Origin of the sequence: Chlorobaculum thiosulfatiphilum, from assembly GCF_006265165.1 — a bacterium.
Taxonomy (GTDB): Bacteria; Bacteroidota; Chlorobiia; order Chlorobiales; family Chlorobiaceae; genus Chlorobaculum; species Chlorobaculum thiosulfatiphilum.
Window position 1 is genome coordinate 15,384 of sequence record NZ_VDCH01000012.1, and the last position, 21,208, is coordinate 36,591.

Sequence of the window (21,208 nt, forward strand, 5' to 3'; positions counted from 1 at the left end):
GTCGCGCTGACGAGGCCTCCGGCGAGAGTTGCATGGGCATGGCGATCAACGGTCGCTATTCAGCAAAAAGCGCGTCCGCAACAGCTCCCCGACCTCTTCCTGATTGACAATCTTCTCCTCCACCCGCCCTTCCGAAAAATTCCTGAAGCGCTCGCCGCTCAGTACCAGTTTGCCGGTTGGATGTTGCAAGACGGCGATCAGGCCCTGCGTGAAAATCGTATCGGGATGGGTCGCGTTGAGCCAGTTTGCAGGCTCGAAGTCCACCATCTCCTGCGGGCAGAGGTTGAATTCGTAGAGCTTCTTCCACTCGCCATCGACGAGCGACTGCAACTGGTAATCGTGCTCCGACGCTATCGTCAGCCGGAAGGTGTCGAAATCCTGCTTCAACTCCCGGTCGAGCCAGCGGAGATCGATCGGCTCGCGAATGCCGAAACTCCCGAAGCCGAGGTCGCAGAGCCACTCCGCGCCATCGACGGCGGCGATAATCGCCACGTGGGTTTTCGGACGCCGGACGGCGTAGGTCATCGGACGCGCCGCCACGAGCCGGTACGGAATGCCGAGCGCTTCGAGCGCCATCGCGAAGAGACCGTTCACCTCGTAGCAGTAGCCGCCGCGCCGTCGCTCGACGATCTTGGCGCAGATCGCTTCGGGCGCGAGCGAGGGAACTTTGCCCGCCTGCACGTCGAGATTTTCGAACGGAACCGAACAGAGCTGGCAGCGCATCATACGCTTCAGCGTCTCGAAATCGGGCGACGGATCGCCCTCGAAGCCGATGCGAGCGAGATAGGAGGCGAGGTCGAAGTTGGCGGCTTTCATCACTTATCCGAAGTTTTTTTAACAAAATACTGAATCTGAGGAGTCTGCTGACGTGCTGCGTCACTCCCGGTCAACGCCCGGCCACGCCGCTTCCGGCTTGTGCCGCCAGACCCAGGCGATGAAGTCGGTCATAGGTGGATCGACGCCGAGTTCGCGCAGCCGTGTGGCGACTTGCCCGCGATGGTAGGCGCTGTGCTGCGGAACCTGCACGAGCGTTTCGGCAAGCGTGTGCGCGGCGACCTCGAAGCCGAGCTTTGCGGTCGCCGTCTTCGACCACGGCAGCTCGACGACGCGCTCCAGCTCCGCCGGTGTCAGCGCTTCGAGAAAGCGCATCGATTCCTGATGGACGCCACGCGCGAACGCGCAGAGAGCGCGGAGATCAAGATCATCGGCCACTCGCGGATCGAGCGGACGGGCGAGCCACACGTCGAGAAAAATCTTCTGCACCACGTGCAAGTGCCGCAATTTGGCGAGGATAGACGCATCCGCAGCCGCCACGGGGTTGTCGGAAATCGTGGACAAAACCAGCACATCCGCCCAGCCCATGTGGCGGAACTGATCGAGAAGCAACGAAAGAGCGTCCATGACAGGTCGATTTATTACAGGAGAACATCGTCTGAATGTAGAGAATTTTGGCGATACGATTTCAGAGCAACGCCCGCAACTTGCGGCCACTTGTTACTGCGGAGCCTTACTGTACGTAAATGTCGAGCGTCCGGTTGAACGAGGGAAGGGGGGGATGAGATTTTTTGTTGTTGAGACCCGAAAAAAAACGAGGGTTTTCAGATTGTTTTAATCGTGGTCATAACCTATTCCTTATAACGGTGACAATATAAAGCATTTGGCGATTTGAAACGCTTATCAATCAAGCCGCTTTATGTTTTGATAAATGTAATTATTTTCAAATTTTACACCATCCGCCAAATGAACTATATTTATAGGTTAGACTTTTTCTTTTCTCTTATCCTTAATTTCTTTGCTTATTGCATTAAACCGCTGTATTTCTTCATTCAGATTTTCTATACTTGGCTTTTTATATGAATATTTATCACTATGTGAATGGCCCTCCATATACCTGCAACATTGATAGAAGCCATCCAGTACTTTATCTTTTATTTCTGCATCAAAAACTACACCTCCCAAGCTATCTACACTTACTCTTTCATCAAATCTTTGAACCACTCCATTAAACAAGCCAAATACAACCAGAGTCTCATAACTTGTTCTTAAAGCAGCAAAACCATTTTTAATTTTATCCTCTCTTTGTCCAAGAGAACTTTTCCTTGCGTCATCATGATAACTTTGTGCTTTTCCTGATGTCTTGTATTCCTTTTCGAACGAAGGTGTATTTCTCAGCCAAATTGTTCCTGGCTGACCACCTCCAACATTTTCAATCCAATGACACTCATTTAAAATATTAGATACCTTACAATGACTAATCAATGATGAAACGAATACTAAATCGTGAGTAAAAATGATCACTTGCTTTTGAGATGATTCCTTTACAAGACGTTCAGCTATTTCACTTTTCCGCTTCTCATCTAAGGATGTGACAGGGTCGTCAAAAACAATCCCTCTGTTTACTTCAGACAACTGCATTTCCGCAAGAAAATCGGCAATGGCAATAACTTTTTGTTCGCCTTCACTTAGAATTGCGCTTGGGGTTTTTCCTTTTAATTTAAGTTGTCTGTATGATTTACCTCCTGAACCAGTGTGATTAATGTTAATTCCAAAATTTCCATTTAGTTTCTGGCACTCTTCATTGAAAACATCAATATATTTTTGATTGAAATACTTTTCAGATAAAGCTTTTTCAGCATCTGTTATCTTGCGCTTTGCAAAGCTGGCATTCTCTGCTTTTTTAAGCCAAACCTGATTATTAACGTAGAATTCAAACTTCGAGAAATGTGTATTAAATTTCTCTTTGTGTTCAAAAAACGTTTTTGTTTTTAATAATTTAGCCAACTGTTTTGATTGCTCATCCTCCTCAATGAACTTAATGGATTCGTCAATTACTGTTTCAATAGTGGTGTATTTTTCTGTATCTATCTTTATTTCCTTTCTATCGTTTGCCGTTTTGTTTTGGATATCAGAAACAATATTTTGAGAAAGTATTTTCTGTTCAGAAAGCTTATTCTTTAACGCCTCTAATTCATCGGGGTATTTTTCAGCTAACCATATCGTAAGTGTTTTATCTTCAGGAAATAAATCAAAGTTTAGATTCTCAAATACTTGCTTTTCTTTATCGAGCGCCTCTTGTGTTTTCCTTGCATTTTCTTCTGCTACACTCTTAATGAATTTCCAATAATTTATAATCAGTTTTTCAGCATCTTCTGAAAGTGGTTGCTGACAAAGTATGCAGTTGTCGCCATTTTCGGGGTAAGCTTCATTATTAGGTCTCTGTTTATTAGCGAATGCTTCGGCTGCCACAATAAAATTTTTCCACTCTTCTGTTCCTACACCTTCAATTTTATCAGTCTTAAAGTGTTCAATTCCTTCGGCTTTTGCTGTTGCTATTTTGGTGACGCATTCAGCAATTGTATTTTTGATTTTTAACAGATAGTCTCCTTCAAAAAATTTATTAATAGTTTCGATTGAAGTTTTACTTTCAGCTAATTGCTTTTTTATTGCTTCAAGATTTCTTTGTTCTTTCTCTTTACCTTTTGATGCTAAAAGAAGTTCGTCATATTGTTTCTGAATATTTTCTTTTTCGGCTTTATCGTCATCAGAAAAAGGCGTGTATTTTTTCAGGTCATCAATGTTTGTTTGAGCATTTAGGTTCTGAACAATAGTCATAATTTCTGATTCTCCGTCAAATAAAGCAGAAAGGTCATCAGCTGTGTTTCCTGATTTTTTTGATTGAATATCGGTATTTAATTTTTGTTCTACACGATTGACCGCATTTGTGTATTCGGCAAAGAAACTTAGTCCCGCTGGACGGAACTCAAATTCATTTTTTTCAGCAAGTTGTTTAAATAACCCTTTGCCATCAAACACAGCAAATTGCTCAAACTCTGCATTGTCTTTTTGTGAGTATTTTAGCGGAATATCCGCATTATTGGATTTGAAAGTAAACTTTGCATTTACACTTTTATGCCCGTTTTCAAGATGAACATTCTGTAAAATGTCTTCAGGAGCTTTTGAGTAAAAAGCCTTTTTTAGCAACCTTGCATAGCCTGATTTTCCTGAGCCATTTGCACCGTAAATGATTGTAAGGTTTTGGCTAAAATCAATTGTTTGGTTTTCAGTTAAAGCGTTTACACCTTCAACATTTTCAAGTTTTGTTAGGAGTAAATCTGGTTTATAGTCTCCTGTGTTTGCAGTATTGTAGTTGATTGTAATTTCAGGCTTTTCAGTTTCTTCTTTGAGTTTTAATTCTTCAAGTAGGTAAGAATATGAAGTCTCAATATCGTCATCGTAAATCTCATTACCCGACAAAATCTTTTCAGTAAGATATTTTGCCCAATAATGAAGTCCGTTAGCGAATTTCTTCACTTCCGCTTCAAGTGTCTCCACTTGTTTTTCTACTTCTGATATGTTGCTTGATTCTTCCATTTTTATCTATTGTGAAGTATTTCAAATTTACGCTTTCTTTTTTTAGCCTTGTCCAATCCCCCCATCCAAATCTAAGCCAACCCAACACCAGCAGCTCCACCGTACGTCCGCTAATCGTGGCATTCCACCCCAGCATTCGAGAAGCGCGATCTTTATGTACGTGCTTGCGTGAGGCATTTGCTGTGGGGGAAAGGTGATACTACCTTGTAAATTCAGCCAACACAATTTATAAATGTAAAAATTTTGTACCGCCATACAAGCGAATGGCGGGCATCAGCCGCAGGATTTCCATTTTTATCCACCCCCGGAAATGCGAAAAGCCGGCCTCATAAGCAAAACTCAGACAAGCCTTTTGAACGGAGGGCGGGTTTTCCAGCCCGCCATTATTACTCAGGCGACAAAAAAACGCAATCGACGCCGTTGTAAAATATTGGGCTAAAGCCCTGATTTATTTTGCGTTATCCGCTTACCCCGGACTGAAGTCCGGGGCAATTGTTTAAGAGTTTTAAAGGCCAGAGCAATAAATGGCGGACATTCCTGTCCGCACCCCTTTTGGCGCGTTGCAATGGCGTCGATCTGCGGAAAATCGTCAGACCGCGATACTCCCCCTTTCGAGCATCCCGACCTCGGCAGTCATGTCTCGGCAGCGAAAACGTCAAAGCAACACCCGCAACTTGCGGCCACCCGTCACCTCGAACCCCTCCTGCTCGTAAAAGGCGAGCGTCCGGTCGAACTCAGGCAGCGGCGGCGTCGTGACTTCGAGGCGCGTCCAGCCGCGAGACTGCCCGAACTGCACTGCCGCGTCGAGCAACCCCCGCCCCACGCCAAAACTGCGGCACTCCGGGAGCACGTACAGCTCCGGAATAACGCCGAACACGCCACCGGCGTAGAGCGCGCAGCTTTCGTGCAGGGCGATGAAACCAACAGTCTCCTCGTACCCGTCGATGGCGACAAACACCACATAGCGGCCGGTTTCAAGAAAATTCAGCAGCCTCTCCGCCGTTTCCTCGAAAGCCACTTCGAACGCAGGAATACCAATCGCCTCCATGATCTCCGACAAAAGATCGCCGACCATCGAAGCCACCGCTTCGGCATCCGCCAGAGTAGCCCTGCGGATCGTGAACTGATGCTGATGCTCTGACATACTCCGGCAATAACTTTGTTCGTTGAGGTCTGTTTTTCAATGTCGCCCCGGACGTCGCTCTTTCGGCGCGGGCAACTCGCGCGCGGTCACGCGGATGAGCTTCGAGAGCCACTCACGGTCGTCAAGTTCTTCGCCGACAAGCAGATGCAGCTTCGCTCCCGGATAGGGCGGCGCTTCGGCAAGCTGCCCGGCGAGGTCGCGCCCGGCGGCGGTGGGTTTCACGAAAAGCCGGTTATCGCACACAAGCGCCACCACTTTCCCCTCGCAGTAAACCGCATACTCCCCGAACATCTTCCGGAAGGTGATCGCGCCCGCGCCGCTCATCTGCTCGCACGCATATTCGACAAACGGTAGATCGGATGACATAGTGACATTGTTTTCAGATTCGAGAGTCCGGATGCTCTCCGAAGCAGCGGATACCTGCACGTTCAGCCTTGCAGAAAACGCAGTCCTTCGGCCAGGCCGCGCAGAGTTCGAGGTATTTGCCGCTGACCATCGAAGCGATGATGCGGCGATGCGCCTGCCGCTTGACGACCTTCATCGCCTCCGCCGCCGTGACGATCTCCGCCTTTTCGACGCCTGCCATCGCTTCGGCAAGCTCGTCGAGAAACACCGTCTGCGTTACCGGCGACTCCGGATGCAGCGCCCGGCAAACGCGCTCGCCAACCGCGACCATCTCCGCCTGACGGATCAGCCCGGCTGCCTCTTCCGCCGTGATCCAGACAGGCTTGAACGCCACGATCTTCTCCCGGATACGCTCGAACGCGGGATCGCCATCTGTCAATGCGGATCTGCTGTCGAGCACCAGTTCGGCTTTTTTGATCCCCTCGACAATCTTGCCGGTGCGATAGTCGTCTGTGGTGGGCATAGTAAAAAATACATTAAAAATACATCGAAACTCACAATCCTCATGGTTGAACGGAAGCGGTTTTCAGCACATCATCCACTGATCGGGCCACAACATAGCGGGCCGCCTTCTCTCCAACACCGAGCGCCTTGAAGTGAGCCTTGCCGCACTCGATTTTCGCGCCCTCCTTGTCGCCAAAATCGTCGGTGAACAGGCCGCTTTTGGTCTCGACGACAAAGTAAACCCGCTCCTCGCCATCCTGTTCGACAAGTACCGCCCAGTCCGGATTGTAGCTGTCGAGCGGCGTGGGAATCCTGAACCATCCCGGCAGCTTGGCATAGACCTTGACGGCCAGATTCTTCTCCAACTGATCGGCAAAGGTTGCTTCAACGTCGGAATCATATACTACCTGTTCATAGACCGATTTCTGAACCGGAATCAGGTTTTTCAGGTAGCCGGTCAGCTCTTTTTCTTCAAAAAGCTCCTGGGCATAAAAATGTTCGTCGCCAAGCCGGTGATACTTTATGCCATCCACAATGGCGAGGCGCTTGCATCGATTGATAGCTTCGGCGGCAAGCTCGATGAACTGTTGCGGGTTGCGCTTGAAATCGTTGAGCCGCCCGGAGGCCGTCAAAATACGATGGATGGTTCGGCGGGTAAGCCGGGTGCGATCCTGCAAATCCGTAAGCAAATCAGGCAACTCGATATCGCTTTCATCGAGCGCCACCGTTGCAGCTCCGCTCCGTTCGGTTGCTTCGACGCCTGATTTGCCAATAACAATATCCGCCTTGTGCCACTGCATTTGGGTCTTCGAAATTGGCGGAGCCTGCTGTAATGCCTTGATGCAGCTCTCCACCAGCTTTTCATTGTCGAACTGCAAGCGATAGGTTGTTTTGTGCTTGATTCGCTCCCAAAGCTCTTTGAACTCCGGGCTGTGCAGCACGGCCTGCCGGGTGTGCACCGGCCTGCGTTCATCGGCGTTCCTGATCTCCAGCCCTCCGGCAAGTTTTTTCAGCACTGCGGCAATCTGATCGAGCTGCGCCGTCAATGGTTCCGGCACGACAAGCTCTCCCGCCTTGAGCGCCCTTTTCAGCGACTCCTGCACCTTGCCGTTGCTGTCGATATAGCTCTGCTCTTTCAGATGCTCCCACAAGAGCTTCGAGTGCTCGAATCCCAGCGGAAGCGACTCGCCTTCAGCGGTGGTAATGGAAATGGCTGCGAACTGGTGCTCCTCCACAATCCCGAAGCGGATACCGCTCTCCTGCTCGAATTCTTTCTGCAGGTTCTCGGCAAACTGCTCATAACTCTCGGTTGCTATGACCGTGAGGGTGTTGACCGCAAATCCGCGCAGGCGCTGGCCCTGCTGGTTGACGCAAAGGCGCAGGCCACGGCCTATCGTCTGGCGGCGTTCGCGCTCGGTTCCCATTTCACGCAACGCGCAAATCTGGAACACGTTGGGGTTGTCCCACCCCTCCTTGAGCGCCGAGTGGGAAAAGATGAATTTGAGTGGTGTATCCAGAGAGAGCAGCTTTTCTTTCTCCTTCATAATCAGGCTGTAGGCCCGTTCAGCGCTTTCCCGGTTCCCCTGGTTGTTCTCCGCGGTGTTGCTCCAGCCGCCTTTTTTGTCTATCGAGAAATAGCCGTTATGCACCTGTTCGGCGGCATGAGTCAGGTCAACTTCGCCGAAAAGCGTCTGGTAATCGGGCAGCCGCGCCGCCCGGCGATACTCTTCCTCGAAAATGCGGGCATACTCGCCCTTCACCGAGTTGCCGTCCGCGTCGTACGAGCGATACCTGGCGACCTCATCGATAAAAAACAGCGACAGCACCTTGATGCCCTGAGGGCGCAGGCGCAGCTCTTTGTCGAGGTGCTCCCTGATGGTGCGGCGAATCATCTGGCGCTGCACGGCAAGGCCGTCCACATCACCGTAAGCTTCACCGGGTTTCAGGAACTGCTCGCCACCGGGGAAGCGCAACTCCATAAACTCCTTGCCCTTTTCGACGCGGATTTCACCGACGGCGCAATCGGCATAGATCGCCCGGCCTGTTACCATTTCGAGATTATCGCCATCCTGCACGGCCAGCTCCTTTCGCCTGACACCGGAGGCCGTCAGCTTGTCCAGCTCAACGAGCGCGGAAATCGTGCCTCGCTTGTTCTCGACCTTCAGAAGACGAACGTAGGGTTTGTTGAACGCCGCTTCCACCGTAGCGGCGGCCACCTCGATCTGCTTGACCAGCCCCTTGTCGTGCGCATCAACCGCGTCGAGACGATAGACCATCTGGTGCTTGTCCACATGCGTAGCCGAGTAACGCAGGGTACAGAGCGGGTTCATGGCATCGAGCGCACTCTTTCCGGCTCCCGACAGACCGCCATCGACGCTTTGCGGTTCGTCCACAACAAGAATCGGGCGGGTCGATTTGATCAGGTCAATCGGCTTCTCGCCTCCGGTTTTTTCACTCTCCTTGTAGAGGTTGTTGACCTCCTTTTTGTTGATGGCGCCAACCGTCACCACCATGATCTGAATCTGCGAACTGGTGGCAAAATTGCGAACAGGCCCCGGTTTTGAAGAGTCATAAAGGAAATAGTCGAACGGAACTCCGGCATAGAGACCCTTGAAGTGCTCCTCGGTAATCTGAAGGGTTTTATACACGCCCTCCTTGATCGCCACCGACGGAACGACTATCACGAACTTGGTAAAACCGTAGCGCTTGTTGAGTTCAAAAATGGTGCGCAGATAGACATAGGTTTTGCCCGTTCCGGTCTCCATCTCTACGGTAAAGTCACTGGAGGCGAGACTGCCGGATGGCGGCAGACCGTTGCGGAGCTGAATGTCATGCAGGCTTTTGAGCAGCTCATCGTCGAGCAACGTCAGTCGGTTGCCAATACCGAGGTCACTCTCCATGCCAGGAATCTGCATGGCTTTCGTCGTCGGCATGGTCACGGTGAATTCCGTGCGGCAGGTCTCCTGGCCGCGAAAGAGGTCGCAAACCGCTTCAACCGCCTGAAGCTGATAGTCAAGGTTTGGTTCAAAGTGCAGCTTCATTCCTCTTCCTCCCATCGACGTGCAGCCTCGATGGCATCGCGTTCACGCTCAATCTCCAGACGAAGCTCTTCCTCGGATGGCAGTACCAGACGGTACCGGGTGGCAAACAGTTGTTCACTGTCGTTCAATACAGAGTAGCGAACGACGGAGTGATCCTTATGCTCACAGAGCAGAATACCGACCGTCGGGTTGTCGCCTTCGCCACGTTTAAGGTCGTCGTACATACGCACATACATGTCCATCTGCCCGATGTCCTGATGCGCAAGCTTACCGGTCTTCAGGTCGATCAGCACGAAGCACTTGAGCAGATAGTTGTAAAACACGAGATCGATGTAAAAGTCCTGTGTCTCGGTACTGATGCGTTGCTGACGGGCGACGAAAGCGAACCCCTTGCCCAGTTCCAGCAAAAAAGCTTGCAGCTTGTCCATAAGCGCCTGCTCCAGCTTCGACTCGAGCAGCTTGCCCGTGCCGGGCAGCCCCAGGAATTCGAGCATCACCGGGTCGCGCACGAACTCCCGCGGTGTTTGTTGCAGTGCTGAGATGTTGGCGTCGGCCTCGGCAGCCACGCCGGCTTTGTCGCCGCTGAGCAGCAATCGCTCATAGTACAACGTGCCAATCTGCCGATCCAGCGCGCGGGCGCTCCAGTTCTGCGAGGCGGCTTCGTGTACGTACCACTCACGGGCCTCCTTGTTGCTGACTCGCAGCAGTGCCCGATAGTGCGACCAGCTCAATTCGCGACGCACTGTGTCGCGAATTGGAAAAGCAAGATAAAAACCTCGCATGTGCCGTAAATTAGTGGTATCGAACCCCTTACCAAATTCACGGGTCAGCGATTCCGCGAGTTTTGGCAGAAGTTTTTTTCCGTATGCCGCACGGGCCTGGCCACCCTGCTCGAACTCGACGATATGGCGGCCAATCTCCCAGCAGGTTTGCACCTGCACCCTGTCCACGGCTCGCAAAGCCTGTTGCCGACCTTGCTGAATCAGTTCCCGCAAGGCATTCAGCAAGCCCGATAAGGGCGGCGTGTTCGGTATCAGATTTGCCATTGTTAGAGGCTCCGGATAATTTCAAGGCCGTGCTGCTGGAGAATGGCGGCAAGGTTCGTTTTGGCAACGTCGTCGGCAAAGGCGCTGTCGCGGAACACGCAGGTGGTGTCCCCCGCTGGCGCAAGCTCGCCGTGCCAGGCAACGATGCCTTGCGCCAGAGGCTCGACCTCTTCACGAGTGACAAGCGTGGCAAGGCAGACAAGCAGCACACCACCGCCGACGGAGTGAACCGCTTTGCCTGCAAATGTCCTTTTCTCGACAGGAACACAGAGGTCAAGACCGAGTTTGAGGAGCAGCTCGTAGAGAATGTCCGCCTCGGAGCGACCGGCCTTCAGGTGCTCGATGGAGTTGAAAAGCGATGCTTCGAGATCGTGAGGGTCCGGTTCCCAGGTGCGAATGTTGCTTGAATCAAGCTTGAAGACGCGGAACCCAATGTCGCCATGAAAGCGTGGATTCTCCTCTTTGATCTTCCTCGCCGCACGACGAAGACGCTCTTTGGTGATTTCGGCGATGGTTTTATAGCCAGCCTTGAACGCTTCACTGTCTGGTGTACATGGTTCAGGAAGCTGGACAAGGATATATCGTCTGTTACCACTATCCAGAACATTCTGTGTCATCAAAGCATGTCCTGTTGTACCGGAACCAGCAAAAAAATCAAGAATAAGGTCTTTAGGTTTCGCTGCGACTATTTTTACCATTCTTTGAATCAACCCATGCGGCTTGGGAAAGTCAAATACTTTAACACCCATTAAACTCTCCAAGGCTTTACTCCCTTCATCAGTAGAACCAGTATCATCATATGACCAGAAATTCACTGGCACCATACCGCCATCCATTTCCGAGAGAAACTTCTTTAAACGTGGATAAGTATTTTCACCATTTCTTCCCCAATAAAGCTTGTTGTGAGCTTTATGTTCCTCATAAGTTGATTTTTCATATTTCCAAGCATTTGTAGGATGCCATACAACTACCCCTGTATACGGGTTTGTTATACCATAATAAAGGTTTGGTCTTTGTTCTTTAGTAGCAGGATTTACATAAGATACACTTGTCCATACTCCACGAGAATCATTATCTGGATTTGTGTAAATTGAATCAGACTTTTCATTTCTTGGCTCTTTTATTTCTGCCAATAAATCGCTCTTTCTATAACAAAGAATATGTTCAACCAGTGATGCAAAGGTTTTAGAGTTATTACTCCTTGTAAACCTTTTTTCCCAAGAAATATCTGCTAAAAAATTCTCCTCCCCAAAAATCTCATCGCACACTTTCCGCAAATTGCTTGATTCGTTATCATCAATACTGATAAAAATCACCCCATCTTCCCTTAACAAATTCCTTGCCAGCTTCAACCTCGGATACATCATGTTCAGCCAGTCGGTATGAAACCGTCCGCTGGCTTCGGTGTTGCTGCTGATCTTGCGGCCCCCTTCAACCTGGCCGGTGAGTTCGAGGTAGTTTTTGATGTTGTCCTGAAAGTTGTCGGGATAGACGAAATCCTTGCCGGTGTTGTATGGCGGGTCGATGTAGATGAGCTTCACCTTGCCGGAGTAGCTCTTCTGCAACAGCTTGAGCACTTCAAGATTATCGCCCTCGATCATCAGATGCTGAGTACTCTCCCACTCGACGCTCTCCTCCGGGCAGGGGCGCAGGGTTCCGGTTGACGGGGTAAGCGCAAGCTGACGAGCTTTCCGCTTGCCGTGCCAGTTGAGGCCGTACTTCTCCTCCCGCTCCTCCACCGTGCCGCCGAGAAGCTGGCGGAGCACCTCGAAATCGATCTTGCCTTCGGTGAACGCTTCAGGGAAAATCGTTTTCAACTGCTCGACATTGCCCGCCAGCAAATCGGCTGATCGGGCTTCGGGATCATCTGCGGTGAACGGCTTGATGGGCGACTCTTCTTGTCCGGTCATAATTGTTGTTTTACTGTTGCCGGTTGCGCTTCAACCCGCCTTGGTTCCGGGTTCAGCTCAACCTGCCGGGGAATCTGCCTCTCTTTTCCCGCGCACGGCGCAGAGGGACGAACTCGCCATGCAGCCCGCACGGGCGTCGATCATGAAGACGCCTTTAATATACCCAAACCAGACAAGGTTGCGCCGCATTTCGATTACGCCATCACTACGAAAAAGTACGCCATGCCTCCGCGCAAGGCGTCGCAGCTCTGCCAGAGGATGGAATAGAGATCGGATTTCCTGAGAGCCATTCGTTTTTTTGATACTTCTGATGTTGCAGTGCAGCTCATCGAGCCGGAGGGGGGTGATGAACCCGCCAAGGCATTCAATTTCCACTATTAGCACATAAGTCGCAAACGCATAGTGAACGGCTCGCTGGCTATATTGCTCGCACAGCCACATCGACAACGAACGCTTGATTCACCATGACAACCATCCCCCTCCACCTCGCCACCGTCGGCGACCCGGCGCTGCCGAAGATCGTGTTTCTGCACGGATTTCTCGGATCGGGCAGCGACTGGCTGCCGTTCGCCCGCAAACTCGACGGACGCTTTTGCAGCGTCTTGGTCGATCTGCCGGGGCATGGCGAAGCGGCGATTCCGGCGGCGGATGGCGAGACGGACGGATTTTTCATGCGAACGGTCGAGGCGCTGGCGGGCGAAGTTCGGCGGTTGAGCGCCGGGCCGTGCGTACTGGTCGGCTATTCGATGGGCGGGCGGATCGGGCTGGCGCTGGCGTTGCGCCGTCCGGAGCTGTTCTCGAAGGCGGTGATCGTGTCGTCGTCGCCGGGCCTGCGGACGGAGGAGGAGCGGGCGGCGCGGCGGAAAAGCGACGAGGGCATCGCGCGGAAGATCGAGCGAAATTTCGAGGGATTCATCGAATTCTGGTACGACCAGCCGCTTTTCGCGACGTTGAAAAGCCACGCGCTCTTCCACGAAGTCGAGGCGCAACGCAAGCAGGGTTCGCCGCAAAACCTCGCCCGCGCTCTGCGCCTGCTCGGCACCGGCAACCAGCCGTCGTTCTGGAACGAGCTGCCCGGCAACCGCCTGCCAATGCTCTTCTGCGTCGGCGAAAAGGATTCAAAATACGTGGAGGTCGGGCATCGAATGGCGGAGCTTTGTCCCGAATCGCGCCTCGAAATCTTCGAGCGGTGCGGCCACACGCTGCACATCGAAGAGCCGGAGCGGTTTCTTGCGAGCGTGGAGCGGTTTGCCGATCAGTGGTAATCGTCTTCACGCTGATGCCTGACGGCAAGCACGGTAACGCTGTGTGCGCTCTCGATCTCGAACAGCATGACATAGCCTGATTGGCCGAACGGAACCAGCAATTCGCGCAGCAATGGATTGCCAGGCATCGCTTTCCGGCAACTGAACGGAAATTCGCGCAAGAAATCGACCGCTTTCCTGAGCACGGCAAGCGCCTGTTCGGCTGCGATCATATCCTCACGCAGAAGAAAGGAGTAGAGACGCACGAGATCGTCTTCCGCTTCAGGGGTAAAGCGGACGTTGAAGCTCATGAGCGCTGTTCTTTCACCTCGTTCAGCATCAGCTCCAGCCTGTCGAGAACCGCCCCGGCATCGACATACTCACCAGTCTCGATAGCGCGATCCCGTGAAGTGAGTCCGCGAGCGATAAACTCTTTCTGACTGAGGCGCCGCTCGATGTTCGCCCTGATTGAATCCTCCATGAACGAGGAGAGCGTTTCATCTGCTCGCAGAACTTCTTCGACAGCCTTGCGAAGCTCCGGCTCGACCCGCAGCGATGGTAACGAGACGCTTTTCATGACAGTCGTGGCTTGATGGTATTGCGTTGTATTTGCAATGCAAATTAGCGATTCAGCGGCGAACATGCAATCGCCAGTTGGCGCACGTCATGCGCATCATCCACTTTCTATGCTGAATCGGAGGACGGACACACAGCTCCGCCCCTACGGAAGATTACTCCAAACGATCCCTCCCTTTCCTGCAACTTCATCCAATCGTCCGCGTCTTGTTGTTGTTCTGGTCGAGGGTGCTGAGGTGTGGAATGCAGAAGCCGGAGGTGGTGTTTTCGAGCTGCCGGATGAGCCTGCGGGCGCTCTCGCCGTCGAGCGTGAAGTGCCGGTTTCCGGGCGAGACGATGCCCCAGGTCGCGTAGTACGGAATGGTGCGATGCTGCACCAGCTTTTCGTACAACGTTCTGAGCGTGTCCGCATCGTCGTTGAGTCCCCTGAGAATCGGCCCCTGCTGCAACAGCACGATCCCGGCGTCGGAGAGACGGTCGAGTACGCTGCATGTTTCGTCGCTCAGCTCTCGCGGGTGAATGAAGGAGGTGATCAGGATGAGCGGTTTGAAACGGCTGAGCATGGCGATCATTTCGCCGGTAAAGAGTTCCGGGGCGAAAATGGGCGCGCGGGTCGTGATGCGGATGATCTCCACGTGCGGAATGCTGCGGACTTCGGAGAGGGCGCGAGCGAGCCGCTCGGGGTTGCCGTGCATCGGATCGCCGCCGGTGAAGATGACGTCGCGGATCGACTGGTCGTTTCGGATATACTCGATGGCCTTGTCGAGACGTCGCCCGTCGAGCGTGGTGGCGACCTTTTCCGAGCGGAAGCAGAAGCGGCAGTGGGCGAAACAGGCGGTAGTAACCATCAGCAGCACCTTGCCTGGATAGCGGTGGATGATCCCCTCCACCGGCTGGTACTTCGCCTCGTCATTGTGAGTATCGACCTCGGCGTCGTCGGAGTAGCGCATGAGTTCTTCGAGCGAGGGAATCACGAGCTTCCGGAGCGGATCGTCAGGATTGTCGCGCTCCAGCAGCGCCGCGTAATGGCGGGTGATCTTCATCGGCATGATCGCCCGGCACTGGCGAATGCCCTCCTTTTCGACATCGGTCAGCGTGACATAGTCAGCAAGCTGCTCAGGTGTCGTGATGATCGCGCGTTCAGGCTGGATGTGTGTCATGGGTGCTGCTGGTTACGACGGTGAGCGGAAATCCTGAAATATAGGAAATACCGTTCACTTATTTTTTATCTCAGCTATCGACGCAAAAGGGACAAGGCTGGAGAAGAAGGGCGGACACGCAGCTCCGCCCCTGCAAAGACCCCTAAATAATTCGCCCCGTTCTATAAGTCCTATAAGTCCCATTCCCCCGTCGTGGCTCACGAATCAACGGGGATTGCTTATATTTGAACTCTTTTTCAGCCATCAACAACAACCATCGAGACTTCGATATGAGCACCGTCAACTGGATTGCAGCCGGAGAGTTTTCCGACATTCTTTACCACAAGGCCGAGGGCATCGCCAAAATCACCATCAACCGCCCGGAGCGGCGCAATGCGTTCCGCCCGCAGACGGTGGATCAGATGATCGAGGCGTTGCAGGATGCGCGCAACGACGCGGAGATCGGCGTGATTATCCTGACCGGCCAGGGCGACCTCGCCTTTTGCTCCGGCGGCGACCAGAAGATTCGCGGCAACGCGGGCTACGCCGACGAGAAGGGCGTCAACAAGCTCAACGTGCTCGACTTCCAGCGCGACATCCGCACCTGCCCGAAACCGCTCATCGCGATGGTGGCGGGCTACGCCATCGGCGGCGGCCACGTGCTGCACATGCTCTGCGACCTGACCATCGCGGCGGAGAACGCCCGCTTCGGCCAGACCGGCCCGAAGGTCGGTTCGTTCGACGGCGGCTGGGGCGCGAGCTACATGGCGCGGCTCGTCGGCCAGAAGAAGGCCCGCGAAATCTGGTATCTCTGCCGCCAGTACGACGCGCAACAGGCGCTCGACATGGGCTTGGTCAACACGGTGGTGCCGCTCGAAAGGCTCGAAGAGGAGACCATTCAGTGGTGCCGCGAAATCCTCGCCAACTCGCCGCTCGCCATCCGCTGCCTGAAAGCCGCGCTGAACGCCGACTGCGACGGCCAGGCCGGTTTGCAGGAGCTTGCGGGCAACGCCACCCTGCTCTACTACATGAGCGAAGAGGGGCAGGAGGGGCGCAACGCCTTCGTCGAAAAGCGCAAACCCGATTTCAGCAAGTTCCCGAAGCACCCGTGAAGCCGCTTCATGCCGACATCTGCCGGTATGAAGTCCCGTTCACCGCGCCGGTCACGGTCAGGAGCGTACTCCTCGCCAGCCGCGAGGGGCTGCTTCTGCGCCTGAAATGCGAGGGGGCGACAGCTTTCGGCGAAATCGCTCCCCTGCCGGGCCTGCACGCCGAGTCGCTCGACGAGGCGACGTCAGCGCTCGCCGCCTTCATTCCCGAACTTTCACGACTTAACCTGAACAGCTCCGACGAAAGGCGACGCCTGCTCGACGAAGCGACGCTGCCACCGTCGGTGGCGACCGGCATCGAGATGGCGCTCGTCAACCTCGCCGCGCTGACGACCGGCTCGCTTCCGTCGTTTCCCGGCGCTTTCCCGCCAGCATCGAAAATTCCCGTCAATGCCCTGCTTGCCGGAAAGCCGGAAGCCGTGCTCGAACGAGCCGCGAAGCGTTACGCCGAAGGGTTCCTCGCTTTCAAGCTCAAGGTTCGCAAAGGGCAGCTCGACGAGGCAATCGCAAGCATCCGCGCCTTTCACGAGGCTTTTGGCGACAAGGCGGAGCTGCGGCTTGACGCCAACCAGTCGCTCGATTTCGACGAGGCGGTCAGGTTCGGCAAGGCTCTGCCGCCGGGCAGCATCTCCTACATCGAGGAGCCGCTGACGGATACGGCGCTGATTCCCGAATTCCACGCCGCCACCGGTCTGCCGTCGGCGCTCGACGAGTCGCTCTGGCAGCGTCCGGCGCTGCTCGACGAGATCGGCCCCACGCCGCTCGGAGCGCTCGTCATCAAACCGAACTGCATCGGCGGCATCCAGAGGTCGCTCGATCTTGCCGCGAAAGCACGGCGGATGGGACTTCAGGCGGTTTTCAGTTCGGCATTCGAGAGCAGCGTCAGCCTCGGCCTCTACGCGCTCTTGGCCGCCGTTTCGTCGCCAACTCCGGCGGCGTCGGGCCTCGACACAGCAAGCTTTCTCGCCGACGACCTCACCGACAAGCCTTTCGCCGCGCCGGACGGCCGCGCCGACCCCGCCGCCGCATGGCGCGACAGCCAGCGCGTGAAGCCCGGGATGATCGAAACCATCGCGTCATGGAGATTGTAGCCCAGGCCGCGCAAAGATTCGGCAACGCCCCGGCGCTCATCACTGCCGGACGACGCTGGAGCTTCGCCGATCTCCACGCCGACACGGCCCGCATCGCCGCCGCATTCGAGGCGCGGGGCGTCCGGCGCGGCGACATCGTGGCGCTCGTCGCGCCGAACAGCGTACCGCTCGTGCTCGCGCTGATGGCGCTCATGCGCATGGGCGCAGTCGCCGCGCCGGTGAACCACCGCTTTCCCGCAAGCCACGTCGAAGGCGTTATCCAGCGGTTGAAGCCAGCGATGACGCTCGACGCGACAATTCTCGATGCCTTCGTCACGGACGCGCTCGCCCGACGGGACGCGGCCTTCGTCGCTACGACGGAGATGGAGCGACCAGCCTCGATCATCCACACCTCGGCCAGCTCCGGCAAGCCGAAGGCCGCCTTGCACAGCCTCGCGAACCACTACTTCAGTGCGACAGGCTCCGCCCAAAACCTGCCCTTCGAGCCGGGCGACTGCTGGCTGCTCTCGCTGCCGCTCTACCACGTCGGAGGCTACTCGATGCTCTACAAATGCCTGCTCGGCGGCGGTGCGCTCGCCATTCCGTCGCCGGATACCTCGCTTGCCAAGTCGCTCGCGGGCTTTCCGGTAACGCACCTCTCGCTGGTGCCAACGCAACTCTACCGGATGCTCCGCGCGAGCGGCGGCCCGGAACGGTTGCGGAGCCTCAAGGCCCTGCTACTCGGCGGCAGCGCGGTCAGCCCGGCGCTGCTCGATGAGGCGATCCGCGAGCGAGCACCAATCTACCTCACCTACGGCTCGACCGAGATGAGCACACAGGTCACGACCTCGCCTGGCCCGGTCACTTTGGCGCGGGGCGACAGCGGCGCGGTGCTGCCCTGGCGCGAGGTCGCGATAGCGCCGGACGGCGAAATCCTCGTCAAAGGCGAGTGCCTCTTCATGGGCTATCTCGACGATGGCGGATTGCGCACGGCGCGGGACGCCGAAGGATGGTTTCACACGGGAGACATGGGCGAACTGTCGGAGGACGGGCGGCTGACGGTGCTTGGCAGAAAGGACAGCATGTTTATCTCCGGCGGCGAAAACATCCACCCCGAAGAGATCGAGGAGGCGCTCTGCTCGATCGAAGGCATCGACGAAGCCGTGGTGGCTCCCGCGCCCGATGCGGAGTACGGCGCGAGGCCGGTAGCGTGGATCGAGGCGCGGAGCAACGCGCCCGATGACGCCGCGATCTCGGCGAGCCTCGCCCAAAGCCTCGGCAAGCTCAAAACGCCGGTGGCGATTCATCGAGTTCAGGAGTGGCAAACCCTCCCCGGCTCCGCGAAAATCGACCGGGGATGGTACCGCAAGCTGGGTGAATCGGAAAAAGGGTAATTGTGTAAAATCTTCATCCTATAGAACCTGTACGACCTATAAGTCCTATAGGTCGTACAGGTAAAGAGGTGAAGACGATTCTGCCAGACCTTTACACCTTCTTCTTCGCCCGCTGCTTGAGCACGAACACGGTCAACCTGCCACCGAGGCCGGAGAAGGGGGCGTAGAACATGCCGGTCAGGAGCATGCTTACCAGAAGGTCGGAGAGTGAAATCTCCTTCGGCGCGGTGACGAGCGCCAGCATTTGCTGGAAGTTCGGGGCCTCTTCGGGAGCCAGGCGGCTTGCCCACGCCACCAGAAGCTGGAGGCTTTCGAGTCCCGGAATATAGCCGAACCACTTTTCCAGCAGATACGCGGCGAGCACCGACAGCGCCCCACCGGCAAAGCCGCTCAGCGCGCCGAGCACGAAGGCTTCGCCATGCTCCAGCCGGATCTGGTGGCGCATGATGTAGTACCAGGCCGCCGCCGATCCGGAGGCGATGATCCCGGCGAACAGCACGGCGTTGATGAGGGTCAGGTAGGGCAGCGTCGTCGTCAGCACGAGCAGCACGGCTCCGACGAGCAGCGCGGGGACTTTCGATGGACGGCCCGGTACGGTTTCAACTCCCATGAATCAGGCGGAAAAAAGATCGTTCAGAAAATCGTCCATCGTGTAGAAGCCGGGCGACGTGGCGTGGCGCTGCACGAGCCACTCGGCGGCGCGAACCGCGCCCGAGGCGAAGCCGGTGCGATTTTTGGCGGTGTGGGTCAACTCGATGGTGTCCGACTCGGAATCGATCAGCGCCGAGTGAACGCCGAAGACCGAACCGAGACGGATCGAGGCGACCTGCAACTCGTCGCTCTGCAACTTGCGGCCATCCTCAAGCTCGCGGACGACCTTGCACTTGCGCGGATTCGACTTCAGAATCTCCTCGGCAGCCTTGATCGCCGTGCCACTCGGAAAGTCCGCCTTGCCGGTGTGGTGCTGCTCGGAGAGCGCGATGTCGAACTGCTCGAACGGCGCGATCAGCCGCGCGGCCTCGCGCAGCGTCCGGAAGAAGATGTTGACGCCAAGCGAATAGTTTGCGGAGTAAAACATGGAGGAGCCTTCCGCAGCCACCCTCTCTCGAACCTGCGGCACGGCATCGTCCCAGCCGGTGGTGCCCACCACGACCGGTACGCCCGAGGCGACCAGCGCCGGGTAGTTGGCGAGAAACGCGCTCCTGACGGTAAAATCGATGATGACGTCCGTTCCCTCGAACGCTCCGGCATCGATGGTATCGTTGACATCGAGTACGCGGTCGATGAAGTGCGTTCCCGACGCGGCGACCACGTCGGCTATCTGACGGCCCATGCGGCCATTGCCGACCAAAGTTATCTTCATGATCTCAGCTTGTTCTTGAAATTCTGGTTGTTGGTTCAGGCAATTTCACTGACCGATAAGGTCGAGGATGCGGTCGAGGTCTTCGCCTGAAAAATATTTGATGTGAATCTCGCCCTGTCCGCCCTTCTTTTCGACGAGGCTGACCCTGGTGGCGAGCCGCTCGCGGAGCTGGCCCTCGATCTGATCGAGCTGGACAGCGCGCGGTTCGGGAGCCGAAACTGCCGTTTTTGGCTTGTCCTTGAACATGTTGTTGACGAGCGTCTCGGTCTGGCGCACCGAAAGCTGCCGCGCCATGATCTGCCGCCACACCTTGAGCTGCAAGTGCTCGCTCGGCAGATTGATGAGCGCCCGGGCGTGGCCGGAGGTGATCTCCCGCGAACGAATGCTGTCCTGAATCTGGCGCGGAAGCTTCAGCAAACGCAGGAAATTGGCGACCGTGGAGCGGTTCTTGCCCACCTTCTGGGCCACCTCGTCCTGCGTGAGGTTGCACTTGGTGACCAGGCTGCGGAGCGCGAGCGCCACCTCGATGGCGTTGAGATCTTCGCGCTGGATGTTCTCGATAAGCGCCAGTTCGAGCTTGCTGGCATCCTCGCGAGCCTCGATGACGTAGGCGGGAATGAACTTGAATCCGGCGGACTTGACCGCCCGCAGGCGGCGCTCGCCGCTGATGAGCTGGTAGCCGTCGCCGTCGCGGCAGACCGTCACCGGCTGGATCACGCCATTTTCGATGATCGAGTTACGCAACTCGTCGAGCGCCGTCGCCTCGAACTCCTTGCGGGGCTGAAACGGGTTGGCCTTTATTTTTTCAACCGGAAGACTGCCGATGGCGCCCTCCTGCATCTTTTGACTCTCTTCGGCCTTTTCGGCGGCTGCGAAGCCCTCTTCGGAGATCAGCGCTTTCAGGCCCCTTCCCAGTGCTTGTTTAGACATATGCTCAGAATTAACCGGCCAC

At 55.3% G+C, this 21,208-nt stretch carries 19 protein-coding genes; 4 read left to right on the top strand and 15 right to left on the bottom strand.

All coding sequences use genetic code 11. The features are described 5' to 3' along the window. Positions 1–45 precede the first annotated feature (45 nt). From FGF66_RS06890 to FGF66_RS06930, 9 genes are all read right to left on the bottom strand, one after another. Positions 46–816: an arylamine N-acetyltransferase family protein gene (locus tag FGF66_RS06890; RefSeq protein WP_139456935.1), complete on the bottom strand. Its 771-nt coding sequence runs from the start codon at positions 814–816 to the stop codon at positions 46–48. A 60-nt stretch (positions 817–876) separates the two neighbouring features. Then, the gene (locus tag FGF66_RS06895) at positions 877–1,401 is read right to left on the bottom strand and encodes a DinB family protein (RefSeq protein ID WP_139456936.1); all 525 of its coding nucleotides are present in this window, start codon (positions 1,399–1,401) and stop codon (positions 877–879) included. A 357-nt stretch (positions 1,402–1,758) separates the two neighbouring features. Then, positions 1,759–4,371, bottom strand: coding sequence for an AAA family ATPase (locus FGF66_RS06900; RefSeq protein WP_139456937.1), 2,613 nt, complete (start codon positions 4,369–4,371; stop codon positions 1,759–1,761). Between the two features lie 655 nt (positions 4,372–5,026). After that, entirely contained in the window at positions 5,027–5,515 is a 489-nt protein-coding gene (locus tag FGF66_RS06905; RefSeq protein ID WP_139456938.1) for a GNAT family N-acetyltransferase, read from the bottom strand. Positions 5,516–5,551: 36 nt separating this feature from the next. After that, the gene (locus FGF66_RS06910; protein WP_139456982.1) at positions 5,552–5,881 is read right to left on the bottom strand and encodes a TfoX/Sxy family protein; all 330 of its coding nucleotides are present in this window, start codon (positions 5,879–5,881) and stop codon (positions 5,552–5,554) included. Between the two features lie 13 nt (positions 5,882–5,894). Further along, the gene (locus FGF66_RS12645) at positions 5,895–6,383 is read right to left on the bottom strand and encodes a hypothetical protein (RefSeq protein ID WP_170181259.1); all 489 of its coding nucleotides are present in this window, start codon (positions 6,381–6,383) and stop codon (positions 5,895–5,897) included. A 40-nt stretch (positions 6,384–6,423) separates the two neighbouring features. Next, complete coding sequence (locus tag FGF66_RS06920) at positions 6,424–9,405, bottom strand: type III restriction-modification system endonuclease (RefSeq protein WP_139456983.1); 2,982 nt, start codon at positions 9,403–9,405, stop codon at positions 6,424–6,426. Further along, entirely contained in the window at positions 9,402–10,451 is a 1,050-nt protein-coding gene (locus FGF66_RS06925; RefSeq protein ID WP_139456939.1) for a PDDEXK nuclease domain-containing protein, read from the bottom strand. The genes FGF66_RS06920 and FGF66_RS06925 overlap by 4 nt, the downstream gene beginning before the upstream one ends. A 2-nt stretch (positions 10,452–10,453) precedes the next feature. Next, entirely contained in the window at positions 10,454–12,361 is a 1,908-nt protein-coding gene (locus tag FGF66_RS06930) for a site-specific DNA-methyltransferase (RefSeq protein ID WP_139456940.1), read from the bottom strand. Positions 12,362–12,825: 464 nt separating this feature from the next. Here FGF66_RS06930 and menH point away from each other — a divergent pair, with 464 nt between their 5' ends. Then, complete coding sequence (gene menH / locus FGF66_RS06940; protein ID WP_139456941.1) at positions 12,826–13,626, top strand: 2-succinyl-6-hydroxy-2,4-cyclohexadiene-1-carboxylate synthase; 801 nt, start codon at positions 12,826–12,828, stop codon at positions 13,624–13,626. Here the strand turns inward: menH and FGF66_RS06945 are convergent. From FGF66_RS06945 to FGF66_RS06955, 3 genes are all read right to left on the bottom strand, one after another. Then, entirely contained in the window at positions 13,617–13,916 is a 300-nt protein-coding gene (locus FGF66_RS06945; RefSeq protein ID WP_139456942.1) for a type II toxin-antitoxin system RelE/ParE family toxin, read from the bottom strand. The genes menH and FGF66_RS06945 overlap by 10 nt on opposite strands. Then, entirely contained in the window at positions 13,913–14,182 is a 270-nt protein-coding gene (locus tag FGF66_RS06950) for a YlcI/YnfO family protein (protein WP_139456943.1), read from the bottom strand. Before FGF66_RS06950 ends, FGF66_RS06945 begins: the two co-directional genes overlap by 4 nt. Before the next feature lie 187 nt (positions 14,183–14,369). Further along, positions 14,370–15,341: a KamA family radical SAM protein gene (locus FGF66_RS06955; protein ID WP_139456944.1), complete on the bottom strand. Its 972-nt coding sequence runs from the start codon at positions 15,339–15,341 to the stop codon at positions 14,370–14,372. A 269-nt stretch (positions 15,342–15,610) separates the two neighbouring features. Here FGF66_RS06955 and menB point away from each other — a divergent pair, with 269 nt between their 5' ends. The 3 genes from menB to menE are packed head-to-tail and all read left to right on the top strand — an operon-like array spanning position 15,611 to position 18,893. Beyond that, on the top strand, positions 15,611–16,432 hold the full coding sequence (menB, locus tag FGF66_RS06960) for a 1,4-dihydroxy-2-naphthoyl-CoA synthase (RefSeq protein WP_139456945.1): 822 nt from the start codon (positions 15,611–15,613) through the stop codon (positions 16,430–16,432). Then, on the top strand, positions 16,429–17,520 hold the full coding sequence (gene menC, locus FGF66_RS06965; protein WP_139456946.1) for an o-succinylbenzoate synthase: 1,092 nt from the start codon (positions 16,429–16,431) through the stop codon (positions 17,518–17,520). The genes menB and menC overlap by 4 nt, the downstream gene beginning before the upstream one ends. Beyond that, positions 17,508–18,893, top strand: coding sequence for an o-succinylbenzoate--CoA ligase (menE, locus tag FGF66_RS06970; RefSeq protein WP_139456947.1), 1,386 nt, complete (start codon positions 17,508–17,510; stop codon positions 18,891–18,893). Before menC ends, menE begins: the two co-directional genes overlap by 13 nt. A gap of 91 nt (positions 18,894–18,984) precedes the next feature. Here menE and FGF66_RS06975 read toward each other — a convergent pair whose 3' ends face one another. The 3 genes from FGF66_RS06975 to FGF66_RS06985 are packed head-to-tail and all read right to left on the bottom strand — an operon-like array spanning position 18,985 to position 21,186. Continuing rightward, the gene (locus FGF66_RS06975) at positions 18,985–19,503 is read right to left on the bottom strand and encodes a hypothetical protein (RefSeq protein WP_139456948.1); all 519 of its coding nucleotides are present in this window, start codon (positions 19,501–19,503) and stop codon (positions 18,985–18,987) included. A gap of 3 nt (positions 19,504–19,506) precedes the next feature. Continuing rightward, positions 19,507–20,256, bottom strand: coding sequence for a 4-hydroxy-tetrahydrodipicolinate reductase (gene dapB, locus FGF66_RS06980; protein ID WP_139456949.1), 750 nt, complete (start codon positions 20,254–20,256; stop codon positions 19,507–19,509). A gap of 45 nt (positions 20,257–20,301) precedes the next feature. After that, positions 20,302–21,186: a ParB/RepB/Spo0J family partition protein gene (locus FGF66_RS06985; protein ID WP_139456950.1), complete on the bottom strand. Its 885-nt coding sequence runs from the start codon at positions 21,184–21,186 to the stop codon at positions 20,302–20,304. Between the last annotated feature and the right edge of the window lie 22 nt (positions 21,187–21,208).